Annotated in this window: 15 protein-coding genes; 9 read left to right on the forward strand and 6 right to left on the reverse strand. The window is 69.6% G+C overall.

Annotated elements, in window-relative coordinates:
- Positions 1–27 precede the first annotated feature (27 nt).
- The 6 genes from pstS (at position 28) to C8D81_RS20145 (ending at position 6694) form a co-directional block, all read left to right on the forward strand.
- Positions 28–1128 carry a phosphate ABC transporter substrate-binding protein PstS gene (gene pstS / locus C8D81_RS20120; RefSeq protein WP_229118024.1) on the forward strand — a complete coding sequence of 367 codons (1101 nt, stop codon included), beginning with the start codon at positions 28–30 and terminating at the stop codon, positions 1126–1128.
- Positions 1129–1265: 137 nt separating this feature from the next.
- Positions 1266–2267, forward strand: coding sequence for a phosphate ABC transporter permease subunit PstC (gene pstC / locus C8D81_RS20125; protein WP_229118025.1), 1002 nt, complete (start codon positions 1266–1268; stop codon positions 2265–2267).
- The gene (gene pstA, locus C8D81_RS20130) at positions 2267–3373 is read left to right on the forward strand and encodes a phosphate ABC transporter permease PstA (protein ID WP_094357364.1); all 1107 of its coding nucleotides are present in this window, start codon (positions 2267–2269) and stop codon (positions 3371–3373) included. Before pstC ends, pstA begins: the two co-directional genes overlap by 1 nt.
- 26 nt (positions 3374–3399) lie before the next feature.
- A complete protein-coding gene (gene pstB, locus C8D81_RS20135) occupies positions 3400–4179 on the forward strand; it encodes a phosphate ABC transporter ATP-binding protein PstB (RefSeq protein ID WP_094357366.1) in 780 nt (259 codons plus the stop codon).
- A 216-nt stretch (positions 4180–4395) separates the two neighbouring features.
- Positions 4396–5523, forward strand: coding sequence for a substrate-binding domain-containing protein (locus C8D81_RS20140; protein ID WP_133626680.1), 1128 nt, complete (start codon positions 4396–4398; stop codon positions 5521–5523).
- A gap of 76 nt (positions 5524–5599) precedes the next feature.
- The gene (locus C8D81_RS20145) at positions 5600–6694 is read left to right on the forward strand and encodes a substrate-binding domain-containing protein (RefSeq protein ID WP_094399157.1); all 1095 of its coding nucleotides are present in this window, start codon (positions 5600–5602) and stop codon (positions 6692–6694) included.
- A 10-nt stretch (positions 6695–6704) separates the two neighbouring features.
- Here C8D81_RS20145 and C8D81_RS20150 read toward each other — a convergent pair whose 3' ends face one another.
- Positions 6705–7229 carry a hypothetical protein gene (locus tag C8D81_RS20150; protein ID WP_094427801.1) on the reverse strand — a complete coding sequence of 175 codons (525 nt, stop codon included), beginning with the start codon at positions 7227–7229 and terminating at the stop codon, positions 6705–6707.
- A gap of 89 nt (positions 7230–7318) precedes the next feature.
- Here C8D81_RS20150 and C8D81_RS20155 point away from each other — a divergent pair, with 89 nt between their 5' ends.
- Positions 7319–8311 (forward strand): DUF2510 domain-containing protein, encoded by a 993-nt coding sequence (locus tag C8D81_RS20155; protein ID WP_133626681.1) that lies wholly within the window; start codon positions 7319–7321, stop codon positions 8309–8311.
- On the opposite strand, the gene C8D81_RS20160 is transcribed toward C8D81_RS20155, so the two are convergent.
- Both C8D81_RS20160 and C8D81_RS20165 read right to left on the reverse strand, forming a co-directional pair.
- On the reverse strand, positions 8308–9564 hold the full coding sequence (locus tag C8D81_RS20160) for a glycoside hydrolase family 3 N-terminal domain-containing protein (RefSeq protein ID WP_208109422.1): 1257 nt from the start codon (positions 9562–9564) through the stop codon (positions 8308–8310). The genes C8D81_RS20155 and C8D81_RS20160 overlap by 4 nt on opposite strands.
- 24 nt (positions 9565–9588) lie before the next feature.
- Complete coding sequence (locus C8D81_RS20165; protein ID WP_094357444.1) at positions 9589–11001, reverse strand: mycothione reductase; 1413 nt, start codon at positions 10999–11001, stop codon at positions 9589–9591.
- 181 nt (positions 11002–11182) lie between these two features.
- Between C8D81_RS20165 and C8D81_RS20170 the strand changes: the two genes are divergently transcribed.
- Positions 11183–11992 (forward strand): endonuclease domain-containing protein, encoded by an 810-nt coding sequence (locus C8D81_RS20170; RefSeq protein WP_166646916.1) that lies wholly within the window; start codon positions 11183–11185, stop codon positions 11990–11992.
- A 118-nt stretch (positions 11993–12110) separates the two neighbouring features.
- Here the strand turns inward: C8D81_RS20170 and C8D81_RS20175 are convergent, their stop codons facing one another.
- The gene (locus tag C8D81_RS20175) at positions 12111–12401 is read right to left on the reverse strand and encodes a YciI family protein (protein WP_166646917.1); all 291 of its coding nucleotides are present in this window, start codon (positions 12399–12401) and stop codon (positions 12111–12113) included.
- A gap of 33 nt (positions 12402–12434) precedes the next feature.
- Between C8D81_RS20175 and C8D81_RS20180 the strand changes: the two genes are divergently transcribed.
- A complete protein-coding gene (locus C8D81_RS20180; RefSeq protein ID WP_208109423.1) occupies positions 12435–13238 on the forward strand; it encodes an SDR family NAD(P)-dependent oxidoreductase in 804 nt (267 codons plus the stop codon).
- Here the strand turns inward: C8D81_RS20180 and C8D81_RS20185 are convergent.
- Together C8D81_RS20185 and ccsB are read right to left on the reverse strand one after the other, a co-directional pair.
- A complete protein-coding gene (locus C8D81_RS20185; protein ID WP_208109424.1) occupies positions 13214–14440 on the reverse strand; it encodes a multidrug effflux MFS transporter in 1227 nt (408 codons plus the stop codon). The two genes, C8D81_RS20180 and C8D81_RS20185, sit on opposite strands and share 25 nt — an antisense overlap.
- Entirely contained in the window at positions 14437–15456 is a 1020-nt protein-coding gene (ccsB, locus tag C8D81_RS20190; RefSeq protein WP_094357382.1) for a c-type cytochrome biogenesis protein CcsB, read from the reverse strand. The genes C8D81_RS20185 and ccsB overlap by 4 nt, the downstream gene beginning before the upstream one ends.
- Position 15457 lies beyond the last annotated feature (1 nt).

Genomic DNA, 15457 nt, shown 5'->3' on the forward strand with positions numbered 1-15457 from the left:
AAACCCAGACGTGAAGGATGGATTTCCGTGTCGCTGAACCGACGTTTCGTCAGCCTGGCCGCCGTGGCCGCTGCTGGCGCTCTGGCGCTCTCCGCCTGCGCCGCCAACGAGACCCAGTCCCAGCCCGCCGCCCAGGGTGGCAACGGGGGTGAGCAGCTGTCCGGCCAGCTCAAGGGCCAGGGCTCCTCGGCGCAGAAGGTCGCCCAGGACACCTGGATCAAGAACTTCCAGACCGCCAACCCGGGCGTGACCATCAACTACAGCCCGGACGGCTCCGGCGCCGGTCGCGACGGCTTCAAGGGCGGCGGCGTGGACTTCGCCGGCTCGGACCGCGCGTTCAAGCCCGAGGAGAACACCGCCGGCGCGTTCGGCAAGTGCGAGGCCAGCTCCAAGGCCCTCGACATCCCGGTCTACGTGTCGCCGATCGCGATCTCCTTCAACGTCGAGGGTGTGCAGGACCTCAACCTGGATGCCGCGACCACCGCCGGCATCTTCAAGGGCACCATCGCCAAGTGGAACGACCCGGCGATCGTCGCGCTGAACCCGGGCGTACAGCTGCCCGATGCGGCGATCGTGCCGGTGCACCGCTCCGACAACTCCGGTACCACCGAGAACTTCACCGACTGGCTGAACAAGGCCGCCGGCGATGTGTGGACCGACAAGGCCAGCGGTGACTGGCCGGCCAGCCTGAAGGGTGAGGCCGCCAAGGGCACCGCCGGTGTGGTGGCCGCGGTCAAGAACGGCAAGAACACCATCGGCTACGTCGACGAGTCCCAGGCCCGCGAGCTGAACAACGCCAAGATCGGCGCCGACGGCAACTTCAGCGAGCCGAGCGCCCAGGCCGCCGGTGAGGCGCTGGCCGCCTCCCCGGTGGAGTCCGGCCGCGACGCCAACGACCTGGCGATCAAGATCGACCGCAAGGCCGCCGGTTACCCGGTCTACATGGTCTCCTACGCCCTGGTCTGCCAGGACTACAAGGACGACAAGACCGCCCAGCTGGTGAAGTCCTACATCGGTTCGATCACCTCCAGCGAGGGCCAGCAGGCCGCCGCTCAGGCGGCCGGCGCCGCCCCGCTCCCGGAGAAGTTGTCCGGCCAGGTGAAGACCGCGGTCGACTCCATCAAGTGAGCTGGTCCCGGTACGACATCGCACGCCCGTTCCCGTACTCTCGGGAGCGGGCGTGTGGTGCGTCCCGGCACCCTCACTGACCGCCGATCAGTAACCACCGAAGCACCACCCGCACAGACCTGGCCCCGAGGAGAAGGATGTCCAGTTCCATGACCAAGGGAGCGGCGAACACGGCCGCACCTGTTCCCCCGGACGGTTCCGACCCCAAACGGGTGGCCAAGGTCGCCCGGCAGCGCAGCAGCCGGGGCGGCGAGTCCTTCTTCAAGGGCCTCTCGACCGGTTCCGGAATCCTGATCCTGGCGATCCTGGCCGCCGTCGCGGCCTTCCTCGTCGGCATGTCGATCCCGGCGCTCAGCTCCGATGCGCAGGACCTGCCCTACGGCGAGTTCTGGGCCTTCGTGCTGCCGTACGCCTTCGGCACCGTCTGGGCGGCGTTCCTGGCGCTGCTGATGGCGGTACCGGTGTCGATCGGCATCGCGCTGTTCATCTCGCACTACGCACCCCGCCGGCTGGCCCAGGGCCTGGGCTATGTGATCGACCTGCTGGCCGCGGTGCCCTCGGTCGTCTTCGGTCTCTGGGGCATCAACGTGCTCGCCCCGCAGGTGCTGCCGCTCTACGCCTGGCTGAACACCAACCTGGGTTGGATCCCGCTGTTCGCCGGCCAGGTCTCGGGCACCGGGCGCACCGTGCTCACCGCCGCCATCGTGCTCGCGGTGATGGTGCTGCCGATCATCACCGCGCTCTGCCGGGAGGTGTTCCTGCAGACCCCGCGGTTGCACGAGGAGGCCTCCCTGGCCCTCGGTGCGACCCGCTGGGAGATGATCCGCCAGGCCGTGCTGCCGTTCGGCCTGCCCGGCATCGTCTCCGCCTCGATGCTCGGCCTGGGCCGGGCCCTGGGCGAGACCATGGCCGTGGCGATGGTGCTCTCCCCCGCCCACGTGATCAACGTCCGGCTGCTCACCGCCGAGAACCCGAACACGATCGCCTCCAACATCGCGCTGGCGTTCCCCGAGGCGTACGGGCTGGGCGTCAACCAGCTGATCGCCTCCGGCCTGGTGCTGTTCGTGATCACCCTCGCGGTGAACATGGCGGCCCGCTGGATCATCGGCCGCCGCAAGGAATTCTCGGGAGCCAACTGATGTCGACAGCAACCGAACCCACCAATGAGGAACGGGCCCGGCGCGACAGCGCCCGGGCCGACACCCGCCGCCAGCTGACCGCCGGCCGGCTGCCCAACCACATCGGCCTGGCCACCTTCGTGGTGGCGGTGGTCGTCGTCGGGGCCGTGCTCGGCCTGATCGGCGCCTTCTCCCTCGCCGCGACGCTGATTCTGGGCACCCTGCTGTTCCTGGTCACGATCAGCGTGCTGTCCACCGTGGTCGAGGGCGCCCGCCGCGCCCGCGACCGATTCGCCCGCTACCTGGTCACCACCGCCTTCGTGATCGCGCTGATCCCGCTGATCTCGCTGATCGTCGGCACCGTCTCCAAGGGCGTGGAGCGGATGGATGTCCAGTTCTTCACCTACTCGATGCGCAACGTCACCGGTGATGAGCTCGGCGGCGCGGTGCACGCCATCTACGGCACCCTGATCGTCACCGGACTGGCCACGCTGATCTCGGTGCCGATCGGCATCATGACCTCGATCTACCTGGTGGAATACGGCGGCACCTCCCGGATCGCCAAGGCCACCACCTTCTTCGTTGACGTGATGACCGGTATCCCCTCGATCGTTGCGGGCCTGTTCGCGTACACGGTCTTCTCGCTGGTCTTCGGACCCGGTACCCGGATCGGCCTGGCCGGTGCGGTGGCGCTCAGCGTGCTGATGATCCCGGTCGTGGTGCGCTCCACCGAGGAGATGCTGCGGCTGGTGCCGAACGAGCTCCGCGAGGCCTCCTACGCCCTCGGCGTACCGAAGTGGCGGACCATCCTGAAGGTCGTGCTGCCCACCTCCATCGCCGGCATCATCACCGGTGTGGTGCTGGCCATCGCCCGGGTGATCGGCGAGACCGCCCCGCTGCTGGTGGCCGCCGGATTGACCACCTCGCTGAACACCAACCCGCTGTCGGACCCGATGACGACGCTGCCGGTGTTCGTCTACTACTCCTACGTCACCCCGGGCATCCCGCCGGAGCCCTACATCGCCCGCGCCTGGGCGGGGGCGCTGACGCTGATCCTGATCGTGATGGCCCTCAACCTGCTGGGCCGCGTGATCGCCGCGAAGTTCGCCCCCAAGCCGGGCCGCTGACCACCAGAGCAAGAGAAGAAGGAAACATGTCCAAGCGCATCCAGGTCGAGAACCTGAACATCTACTACGGCAAGTTCCACGCCGTCCAGGACGTCAACATGACCATCGAGCCCCGCTCGGTGACCGCCTTCATCGGCTCCTCGGGCTGCGGCAAGTCCACCGTGCTGCGCACCCTGAACCGGATGCACGAGGTGATCCCCGGCGCCTACAGCGAGGGCCAGGTGCTGCTCGACGGCGTCGACCTCTACGGCAAGGGCGTCGACGCGGTGGCGGTACGCCGACTGGTCGGGATGGTCTTCCAGCGGCCGAACCCGTTCCCCACCATGTCGATCAAGGACAACGTGCTCGCCGGGGTGAAGCTGAACAACAAGCGGATGAGCTCCTCGGCCGCCAACGAGCTGGTGGAGAAGAATCTGCGCGGCGCGAACCTGTGGGACGAGGTCAAGGACCGTCTCGACAAGCCCGGCTCGGGCCTGTCCGGTGGCCAGCAGCAGCGGCTCTGCATCGCCCGCGCGACCGCGGTGAACCCCGAGGTGATCCTGATGGACGAGCCCTGCTCGGCCCTCGACCCGATCTCCACGCTGGCGATCGAGGACCTGATCCAGGAGCTCAAGGAGAGCTACACCGTGGTGATCGTCACCCACAACATGCAGCAGGCGGCCCGCGTCTCGGACAAGACCGCGTTCTTCAACCTGGAGGCGACCGGCAAGCCCGGCAAGCTGATCGAGTTCGACGACACCGCGAAGATCTTCTCCAACCCGGCCAAGGAGGAGACCGAGAACTACATCTCGGGCCGCTTCGGCTGACTCTTCTTGGTCGTCTCGCGCGCGGCGCGCCATGACCCCGCTCTTCGGCCCAGTCGTCGAAATCCACGCGGTGCGTGTGCGCGTGGTCACGCCACCGGACGCGGGGATTTCTCCTTCGTGGGCCTGCATCGCGGGGACGCGCCGCCAGACGCTCGACTCCCGTTGGCGCGCCGCGCGCGAGCCGACAACAAACGCTCCCGGTAGGATCGGGACACGATGATTCCTCGCTGTACCCGGCCGCTGCGGCGTGCCCTCACGGCCCCGCTGGCGGTCGCGCTGCTGGGCGTACTGGTGGCCTGTGACAGCCAGCCGGCGCCGGTCCTGCCCACCCCGAGCAGTGTGTACGCCTGCCCGCCCGGTCAGTTGCAGGTGGAGGGGGCCGGCAGCGAGGCCGCGATGATGAACTCCTACATCGCCTCCTATGCCGAGACCTGCCGGAACGCCTCGACCGTGGTGTGGACCACCAGCGCCGACTCCGGGCGGACCAGCTTCGTCAACGGCCTGGTCAACGTCGCCACCTCGGAATCCTGGCTCAGCAACGACGAGGTCGCCGCCGCACAGCGCCGCTGCCAGCAGAACCCCGCCTGGCATCTGCCGACCACCGCGAGCCCGGTGGCGATCGTCTTCCGGTTGGACGGGGTGGAGCAGCTCACCCTCTCCCCCGAGACCCTGGCGATGATCTTCTCCGGTCAGTTGAACCGTTGGAACGATGCCCGGATCGCCCGCGAGAACCCGGGGGTGACCCTGCCCGCCCAGGCGATCCAGGTGTACTACCAGAACCAGCCCTCGGGGGCCTCCGAGGCGCTCGGCCGCTACCTGGCCCGGACCGCGCCGCTGAAGTGGAGCCCGCGCAACACCACCCCGAACTGGCGCGGCCAGGGCCAGGGCCGGGACCGGCCGGAGGATGTGGCGAGCTCGGTGGCCGCACGATCGGGGACGATCGGGTTCGTGGAGACCGCCCAACTCGGTGACGCGAACCGCCCCTCCGGTGAGCCGCAGCTGGGCCGGGTCGGTATCGACGAGGGCCGGGGCCCGCTGCTGCCCACCCAGGAGGCGGCCAGCAAGGCGCTGCAGCAGGCCCGCTTCCTGCCCGATGACCAGGGCAACGATCTGCGGATCGACCCGGCATCGCTGTCGGGCGAGGGGGCGTACCCGGTGGTCGCGGTGACCTATCAGATCGTCTGCTCCCAGGGGTTGCCGGTCGAGGTGACCTCCCTCACCCGGGACTTCCTCGGCTTCATGCTCAACCCGCAGACCCAGTCCGGGCTGCCGGCGATCGGCCGGGTGCCGCTGCCGGACGAGCTGCGGCAACGCACCACCGAGGCGGTCGCCGCGATCCGCTGAACACCACCGCGACCCCTATGCTGGGGCGGGCGTTGCACGGAGCCGGAGACGGGGCGAAGACACAGGAGGAAGTCGGATGGGGATGGCCAGATGGGCCGTTGCGGCGAGCGCTCTCGTCCTGTCGGTGAGCGCCTGCGGTACCGCGACCGCACCGGGCCAACCGGGTGCCAGCACCACCTCGACAACGACCGCCGTGCCGGCGAACTGCCCGAGCGGGGTGATCAGCGGCGTCGGCCCCGCCTCCCAGGCCGAACCGACCCAGGAGATCCTCGGGGCGTACGCCGACCGCTGCGACTTCAAGAGCTCGGTCAGCTATCAGAACAAGAGCGCCGAGGAGGCCCGGCAGATGTTCGGCAACGCGCTGAGCACCTGGCTGACCGTCCAGCGGCCGTTGCCCGAGGCCGACGCGCAGCAGCTCGCCGCCCGGTGCGGCAACAACCCGATCTGGCATCTGCCGACCAGCGCGGCCCCGCTCGCGGTGAGCTGGAACCTGCCCGGAGTCGACCGGCTGACGCTCACCCCGTCGGTGCTGGCGAAACTGCTCTCCGGCGCGATCAGCCGCTGGGACGACCCGGCGATCGCGCAGCTCAACCCTGACGTCCAGCTGCCGGGCATCCCGGTCACCCCGGTGCTGGCCACCGACTCCCCCGGGATCACCGCGACCCTGACGGACTGGCTGACCAGCGCCGCCGGTCCGGACTGGCCGAATGGGGAGACCAGCGAGCCCACCGGGCCGGGGAAGCAGACCGAGAGCCTCACCGACAGCGTGTCGGCCCTGCTCGGTACGCCCGGGACGATGTCGGTGCTGCCGCTGTCCTACACCCGCACCAACTCACTGCCCACCGCCAGCATCGACTTCGGTGCCGGGCCGGTGGCGCCGACCCCCGAGACCGGCAGCAGGGCGCTGGAGGCGGTCGAGATCCCCGAGGGCAATGATCTGCGGCTCCAACCGGACTACCGGGCGAGCGCCGGGGCGTACCCGCTGACGGTGATCGGCTATCAGGTGGTCTGTTCGCGGGGGAACAACTCCAAGCAGGGGCCGGTGCTGCGCGACTTCTTCTCGTTCTGGACCACCCCGGCCGAGCAGCAGGCGCTCGCCGACCTGGGCCTGGCGCCGCTGCCGGAGGGGCTGCGCGGCCGGGTGTCCACCGCCGCCGGACAGATCCGGTAGCGGCCGCGGGTCAGCGGCGCGAGGAGGAACCCTTGCTGCCCGAGGAGGACGACCCCTTGCTGCCCGACGACGAGCCCTTGCTGCCCGAGGAACCCTTGCTCCCCGATGAGGTGCCCTTGGTGCCCGAGGAGCCCTTGGTGTTCGACTTCGAACCCTTGGTGCCCGAGGACCCGTAGGTGCGGGAGCTGGTGCTGGTGTCGTCATCGGTGGTGCTGGACGACCGGGCCTTGGTGGTGGCCGCACGGGCCGGCCGGGTGGTGGCCCGGGTACGCTCACCGCGGTCGTTGACCGGGTAGCGGTAGTAGCGGTAGCCGGGCCGGCCGTAGTAGGCGGGCACGTAGCTGGTCCGCTCGGCCCACACCCAGGTGTAGCGGGGTTCGCCGGGGCTCTCGCAGAGCTTGTCGTCGGCCCGAACCTCCTGCTGGGTGTCCAGGCAGTACTGCCGGTCGCCGACGTCGTTGCCGCAGGCGACCAGGCCGCCGGCGGTCAGGGCGGCAGCGGCGATCAGACCCAGGGTTCTCTTCGTGCGGTTCATGGCGAGGCTGACGATACTGCCCACTCAGGGGTTCCCCCTAGGGGTTTCCCTGGCCCGGTCGGCTGGATCGCCCCACCTACACTGTCCGCGTGAGCAGCGCAGGTTGGTACCCGGACCCGGGCAAGCAGCCGGGGATGTATCGCTGGTGGGACGGCCAGACGTGGTCCGCGGCGCTCTCCCCCAATCCGAACGCCGCACCCCCGCACGGCGGCCTGGGCGCCCCGGTGACCGGGCCCGGTACGGCCCCGATCACCACCTCCGCCGGCACCTCCCCGCGTGCCGGTGCACCGGCCGGCGGCACACCGGCCAACCCCGGTACGCAGCCGATCACCACCACCCAGCCGCAACCGGGCCCCGGTGTACCGCCCCCGCCGCTGCCGCGCCGCAATCGCGGCGGGGCCGCCCTGTGGATCGGCGCGATCGCGGGCCTGGTCGCCGTCGTGGTGATCGCCTCGATCGCCATCCGGGCGATGACCGGCGGGAACGACATCGCGAACACCCCGAGCGGCAACTCGACCCGCAACGTCTGCCCGGCACCGGAGACCGTGCCGCCCTCGGGCGCCGAGCGGCCGACCCGCAACGGCCGGGTCTACGGCGGCCAACTCTCCTATCCGACGCTGTCCCCGCCGTGGAGCTCGCCCTCGACCGAGACCCGGGTGCCGTTCGGCCGCAACGCCTGGACCCAGACCATCCTGGTGGAGCGCTACGGGGCGACGCAGTCCTGGGTGGCCTCGGTGCTGGTCGCCGAGTTGAACGCCGGCGACGGTTTCTACACCCCGCAGCGGGGGTCGGAGATCGTGGTGCAGTGCATCGTCGGCGCCTTCTACGGTGATTCGAAGGTGGATCGCAAGGACCGGGTGAACCGGGCCACCACCGTGCAGGGCAAGGAGGCGTGGCTGGTCGAGTCGCAGCTGACCTTCAACATCCCGAACCTGCAGACCAAGGGCGAGCTGGCGATCGTGCTGATCGTGCAGACCAGCGAGAACCGCTCCAGCATCTTCTATGCCTCGATCCCCGACACCACCCCGCAGTGGGAGGCACCGGCCCGCCAGGCGATGGCCGGGCTGACCGTCGACGGTTAGTTCGCGGGAGCGGCGCAGCTCGCCGCGCCCTGCTGGGCCTTCAGCGCCAACACCCGAGCCGCGCTCTCGGTGACCTGCTGCGCGAAGGCCGGGTCGCTGGCCGCCTTGTCGCGCACCGCGGCGTACATCTCCCGCTGGATGCTCGGGTCGCCGTTGATCACCAGGTCCCCGCCGGCCTCCAGGAACCGCAGCGCGCGGTCACCGGGGCTGACCGCGGCGACCTGTTTGGCCGCGCCCATGTCGTCGGAGATCACCACGCCGTCGAAGCCGAGGTCGTCGCGGATCATGTCGGTGACGATCACCCGCGAGAAGGTGGCCTGCTTGCCGGGGTCGATCTTCGAATAGATCGCGGTGGAGACCATCACCGAATCGGCACCGGCCGCGACCGCGTCCCGGAACGGTTTCAGGGCGGGGTCGGTACGCGTGGTCTGGTCGTCGGTGACGCCGCTCTGCAGGTCGGTGTTGCCGCGTACCCGGCCGAGGTTGGGGAAGTGCTTGACGCTGGTGGCCACCTCGGCCTCGGCCATCCCCTTGACGAAGGCGCTGGCCTTGGGGGCGACCTGGTTCGGGTCGGCACCGTAGCCGCGGCGCAGCGCCCCGACCGGTTCGTTGGCGCGGCCGACCGAGGTGGGCACGGTGTCGGCGACCGGCGCCAGGTCGTAGTCGATGCCTGCCTGCCGCAGTTCCTCACCCCAGGTCTTCACCCGCTGCTGGAGTTCCTCATCACCGAGTTTCGCCTGCTCGGTGGCCGCGGGGATGGTCTCGAAGCCCTCCCCCTTCAGCCGCTGCACCAGGCCGCCCTCCTGGTCGGCGGCCAGCAGCGGGCCGACGCCCTGCGGTTTGACGGCGGCGTCGCGGACCTGGTCGGTGAGCCGCTTCACCCCGGTACGCCCGGCGGTGGTGTTCTCCAGCAGCAGCACGCTGCCGGCGTTGGTCTCGCGCAGCACGCTGCGGAAGGACTCGTCGACCGGTGAGGTGGCGCCCTTGCCGACCATGAACAGCTGGCCGACCTGTTCGGGCTGGGTCAGCTTCGCCGCCACGTCGGTGCAGGTCGGCACGGCCGGGGTCGGGCGGGCGGTCGGGCTGGGCGCCGCGGTCGGGGTGGCCGCGGTCCCGCTGCCGGTGCCCGGTGCACCACCGGGGGCGGGCGCGGTGCCGGCCGGCTGGCCGGCGGACTGGCCCGCCGGCGGCGTACCGCAGGCGACCAGGGTCAACGACAGTGCGGGCAGGAGCAACAGGCTGGTGCGACGCATGGGCCCCACCATAGGGGGCGCGATCTACTCGTCGACCGGGTCGGGTTCGCGCTCGTAACCCTCCAGCGGCAGCGCGAGCAGCGCGTTCTCCACCACCTCGGTCAGCGCGGGGTGGATCCAGTACTGGCCGCGGGCCATCTCCCGCGCCCGCAGCCCGGTGCTCATCGCCTGGATCAGCGGCTGGATCAGGGTGGAGGCCTGCTCCCCGATCAGGTGCGCACCGAGCAGGACACCGGTGTGCGGGCAGGCGAGCAGTTTGCAGAAGCCTTCGGTGTCCTCCATCGCCCAGCCATAGGCCACCGCGCCGTAGTCCTGGACCGACTTCACATAGTCGCGGCCCTGGGCCTGCAGCTCCTGTTCGGTGGCGCCCACCGAGGCGATCTGCGGGTGGGTGAAGACCGCGTGCGGGATCGCGTCGTGGTTGGTGCTGATCGGGTCGTCGGGGTGCAGCAGGTTGTGCTGCACGACCCGCATCTCGTGGTTGGCGACGTGCTTGAGCTGCCAGGGCGAGCTGACATCGCCGAGTGCGTAGATGCCCTCGGCGGTGGTGCGCTGCTGGTCATCGACCTCGACATAGCCGAAGGCGTTCATCGCGACCCCGGTGGCGGACAGGTTCAGCAGGTCACCGTTGGGGATCCGGCCGGTGGCGTTCAGCACCACCTCGGCGCCGTACTCGTATTCGATCCCCTCGGCGTCGGTGGTCACCACCAGCACCCCGCCCTCGTCCGGCTCGAGGCGCAGCAGCTGCTGGTTCAGGCGTACCGGGATGCGCTTGGAGAGCAGTTCGGTGAATCGCTGGGACACCTGCCAGTCCTCGTAGCGCAGCAGCGCGGCGGAGCGGTTCACCACCGTCACCTTCACCCCGAAGGAGGAGAAGATGTGGGCGAACTCGGCCGCGATGAAGCCGCCGCCGATGATCACCATCGAGCGCGGCAGCTTCGCCAGCCGCATGATCGTGTCCGAGGTGTGCACGGTGACCTCGTCGGCGCCCGGGACCTGCAGCAGATGCGGCCGGGAGCCGGCGGCGATCACGAACCGGTCGGCGGTCAACTTGCCGCCGGCGACGCCGAGGGTGTGGTCGCCGACGAAGCGCCCCTCGCCCTCGATCAGGGTGATGTTCTCGTTCTGGATCCGCCAGTCGCGCCCGGAGCTGGAGATCGCGTCGATCCGGCCGAAGATCCGGTCGCGGATCTCGTCCCAGTCGGCCTGGCCGGGTTCGAGGCGTACGCCGAGCCGGGTCGCCTCGTCATAGGCGTACGCCAGATCCGCGGGCCGGACGAACATCTTGGTCGGGATGCAGCCGACATTCAGGCAGGTACCGCCGAAGTGACCCTCGACCCCCTTGTCGACCAGGGCGACCTTGTATTTGTTGAATCGCTCGTCCAGCAGGGAATTCCCTGATCCCGAACCGATCACGCACAGGTCGAAGTGGGGCAGCTCCATGGGCGCCAGTCTGCCACTGCTGTGGACTCGGTGTACGCCGGGCGATGGGACGCCGGACAATGCGGCTCGATCGCAGATCGGGTCGGGAATCGGGGCAGATGGGCATCGAGCCGCAGATTCTGGCAGCTGCGTGATGACATCCCCACCAGATCCGGGGCCTGTTGCAGATATGAGGGTGATTCGCAGCCGGGATGACCGGCGCTCGGTGCGGAAGGGGATGCGGGACGGCACCCTGACCAGGATCCTGCCAGGGGTGCACGCGACGGAGGTGAGCCCCGATGCGATCTGCCGGGCCATCGCGGCGGCGGACCCGACCGCGGTGATCCTCGGGCTGGGTGCGCGCTGGCTCGGTTGGCGACCCGATCTCCCGCCCTCGGAACCGCTCATCGTCGCGAGTACGCGCCGGTTGTCGAGCAACTTCCTGCGCACGGTGGAACGCCGTGTCCCGACCGAGTTCCAGCAGGAGAACGGGATGGTCCGGTTCAGCAGTCCGGAATACACCGCGGTCGATCTGATCCCCGATCTCGGGGGTGAAGTGGTCGATGACGTGTTGCGGGTGGTCGGTGGTGAAGGCGGTTCGCAGAACCTCCGCGCGATGTGGGCGGCGCTGGATTCGATGCCGGGCCGTCGCGGGAATCGGCTGCGGCGAGCCATCCTGCGGGAGTCCAGCGATCGTCCGTGGTCCGAGGCCGAGCGGAAGGTGCACCGCCTGTTGCGGGATGCGGGCATCACCGGTTGGCAGACCAACGTGTCGGTTCGCGCGGGTGGCCGACGCCATGTCGTCGACCTGGTCTTTCCCGCGGAGCGGATCGCGGTCGAGGTCGACGGCTGGGAGTTCCACCAGAGTTTCACCGCCTTCACCCGGGACCGCGCCAAGACGAATGATCTGCAGACAGCCGGCTGGGTGGTCCTGCGGATCACCTGGGCCCAGATCGAGAAGGACCTGCTGCGCTGGCTCCGACCGATCCTCACCGCACGGCGGTGACCAGCGGCTGCCAGAACTTGCGGCTCGATCACGAATCCCGGCCGATTCGGGGCCGGGTCGTGATCGAGCCGCAGATTCTGACAGGGGGCGAGCAGGTGGGTGCGCGCTCGCGTCCGGACTAGTTCAGGTGGTCGATGGCGGAGCCGAGGACCGGGCGCCACTCGACGATCCGGACCTCCTTGACCAGACCGTTCGTCTGGTAGGGGTCCTCCGCGAGGATCGCGGCGACGGCCTCCCGGGATTCACCGCGGAAGATCAGCAGGCCGGCCGGCGGTTCTTCGCTCGGGGGGTACGCACCGCCGGCGAGCAGGCCGTCCTGCTTGGCCAGGTAGTCGCGGTGGTCCGGGCGGACCTGCATCCGCTTGTCGGTGTCATCGGAGTAGAGGTAGTGCACTGCATAGGTCGGCATGGCGCCAAGAATAGGACCACTAGGCTGGCCGGCATGAGCGTCTCGAACGGTCCCACGTTCCCCCTGCACGGCACCGCCCTGGTGACCGGTGCCTCCTCGGGCCTCGGTGCCCATTTCGCCGACTTCCTGGCCCGCAGCGGCGTCGATCTGGTGCTCACCGCGCGCCGCGCGGAGGCGCTGGCCGAGAACGCCGAACGGATCCGGGAACGGCACGGGCGGCAGGTGACGGTGATCCCGGCCGACCTGTCCGATCCGGCCTCCCGCGCCGAGCTGCGGCAGCGCCTCGACGACCTCGACACCCCGATCGACATCCTGATCAACAACGCCGGCCACGGCACCGCCGGCGACTTCGTCACCCTGCCCGCGGAGCGGGTCAGCGCCGAGGTCGAGCTCAACTGCGTCGCGGTCACCGAGCTGGCCCGGCACCTGCTGCCCGGCATGGTCGAACGCGGCTACGGCGCGGTGGTCAACGTCGCGAGCGCTGCGGCGTACCAGCCGATCCCGTCGATGGCGGTGTACGCCGCCACCAAGTCCTATGTGCTCAGCCTGTCCCAGGCGCTCTGGTCGGAGACGATGGGCACCGGGGTCCGGGTGATCGCGGTCTGCCCCGGGCCGACCGACACCGATTTCTTCGTCAATACCGGTGAACCGGAGGCGATGACCTGGCGGCGCAGCCCGGAACAGGTCGTGCAGTCCACCTTCCGCGCGCTCTACCGCAACCAGCCGAGCGTCGTGGACGGCAACGTCAACACCGTCACCGCCAAGCTCTCCAAGGTGCTGCCGATCCGGTTCGTGCTGCCGATGGCTCGGCGCTACGCCACCCCGCGCAAGCGCTGAGCGAGCAGGTGCCAGCCCCAGAACAGGGCACCCAGGCAGACCAGGACCAGCGAACCGGTCGCGAACTGCAGCAGCGAGCCGGTGATCCGCGGCACCAGCAGGGCGGTGATCGCGGCACCGATCAGCAGCTGCAGGAAGCCGACCCCGGAGGCGACCGCCCCGCGCTGCCGCGGGAAGAACTCCATCATCCGCAGCTGGTTCGCCGGTAGCTGCACCATCATCCCGAACGAGAGCAGCGCCAGCGGCAGCACCGCGAACGGCAGCGCCGGCGCCTGCAGGGCGGCCAGGCTCACGTTGATCAGCCCGCCGAGCAGTGCGACCCCGAAACCGAGGCTGACCACCCGATCCCGGATCAACCGCGCCGCCAGCCGGCCCGACGTCCAGGACCCGGTGATGATGCCGGCGATCAGCGGGACGAACAGGATCCAGAAGTCCCGCTCCCCCTTGCCGAGCAGTTCCACCACGAACAGCGGCGCCCCGCCGATGTAGGTGAACATGCCGCCGAAGCCCAGGGCGGAGGCGAGCGCCATCCGCAGGAAGGTGAGGCTGCCGAGCACCCCGCCGAGCGAGCCCAGCACCTTGCCCGGATGCAGGGGCGTACGCCGCTCCCGCGGATGGGATTCGGGCAGGCTGATCGCACAGAGCATGCAGACCAACCCGTACCCGGCCAGGAACCAGAAGATCACCGGCCAGTCGCCCAGCTTGAGCAGCCAGCCACCCATGATCGGCGCGATCGCCGGCGCCAGCCCGAAGATCATCTGCACCTGGCCCATCGCGCGCTGCGCCGCGGGTCCGGTCAGCAGGTCCGGGATCACCGCCCGGGCGACGATGGTGCCGCCGCCGGCGCAGAGGCCCTGGATCACCCGGAAGAGCAGCAGTACCGGCAGATTCGGCGCCAGTGCGCAGCCGACCGAGGCCAGGGTGAAGATCGCGGTCGAGGCGATGATCACCGGCCGCCGACCGAGCGCGTCCGACAGCGGCCCGTGGAACAGGCTCATCACCGCGAACGCCAGCATGTAGACGCTGGTGACCTGTTGCATGGCGGCCGCGTCCACCCGGAACTCCGCACCCATGCCCTGGAACGCGGGGAAGATCGTGTCGGTGGTGAACGGCCCGAACATCGACAGCAGGGCCAGGATCAACGTGACCCGGATGCCCGGGTGGCCGGTCCGCCTCTCGCCCTCGTGGGGCGCTGGACTCACTTCGCGTACGAGTGCAGGCCGGAGACCAACAGGTTGATGCCGACGAAGTTCCACCAGAACGAGGCCATCCCGATCAGGGCGATGATCGCGGCCCGCTTGCCCTTCCAGCCGGCGGTCGAGCGAGCGTGCAGGTAGCAGGCGTAGATCACCCAGGTGACCAGCGACCAGGTCTCCTTCGGATCCCAACCCCAGTAGCGACCCCAGGCGTATTGGGCCCAGATCGCACCGGCGCAGATCACGAAGGTGAACAGCGGGAAGGCGAAGGCGACGAGCCCGTACGCCACCCGGTCGATCTTCTCCGCGGACGGCAGCTTGGCCAGGTAACCGCGGATCACCTCATTGCGCTGCTCGGCGCGGGAACGGATCAGATAGAGCACCGAGGCGACCCCGCCGACGGTGAACGCGGCCCCGGCGATGGTCGCAGCGAGGATGTGGAAGGCAAACCAGACCGAGTGCAGCGAGGGCTGCAGCGGACCGATGTCGACGTAGAAGACGGTGACCGCCAGGCCGAGCGCGATGGTGGCGAACATCGTCACCGGCAGTCCCAGCCAGCGCATGTCGAAGCGCATCGCCGCGACCAGGTAGGCCGTCACCGCGAAGATCATCGAGGTGGTGCTGAACTCGTACATGTTGCCCCACGGCAACCGGTCGGCCGCCAGCCCGCGGAACACCACACCGACCACATTGCAGATCAGCGCGACGACGGTGAGCGCGATACCGATCCGGCCGAACTTGTCGGTCCGCAACCGGTCCTTGTCGGTCTCCCCGTTGACCACCGGGCCATCGGGGCCATCGGTCGTCGCGGTGGTGTCCGCGCTCCCGGTGTCCGGGTCGGCTCCCGCCTCGGCGCCGGCACCGGCGGTGACCAGGGTCCGGTCGCGGAGCCGCCGGCGGCGTACCACCGGGGCACTCGCGTTCTTGGCCGAGGCCCACTCCGCGGCATGTGCGAACACCGCCAGCAGGTAGACCACCGCCGCGGTGACCATCGCCAGCATCGAGTAGTTGCTGTAGTCCATT

This window comes from Enemella evansiae (assembly GCF_004362375.1).
Taxonomy (GTDB): domain Bacteria; phylum Actinomycetota; class Actinomycetes; order Propionibacteriales; family Propionibacteriaceae; genus Enemella; species Enemella evansiae.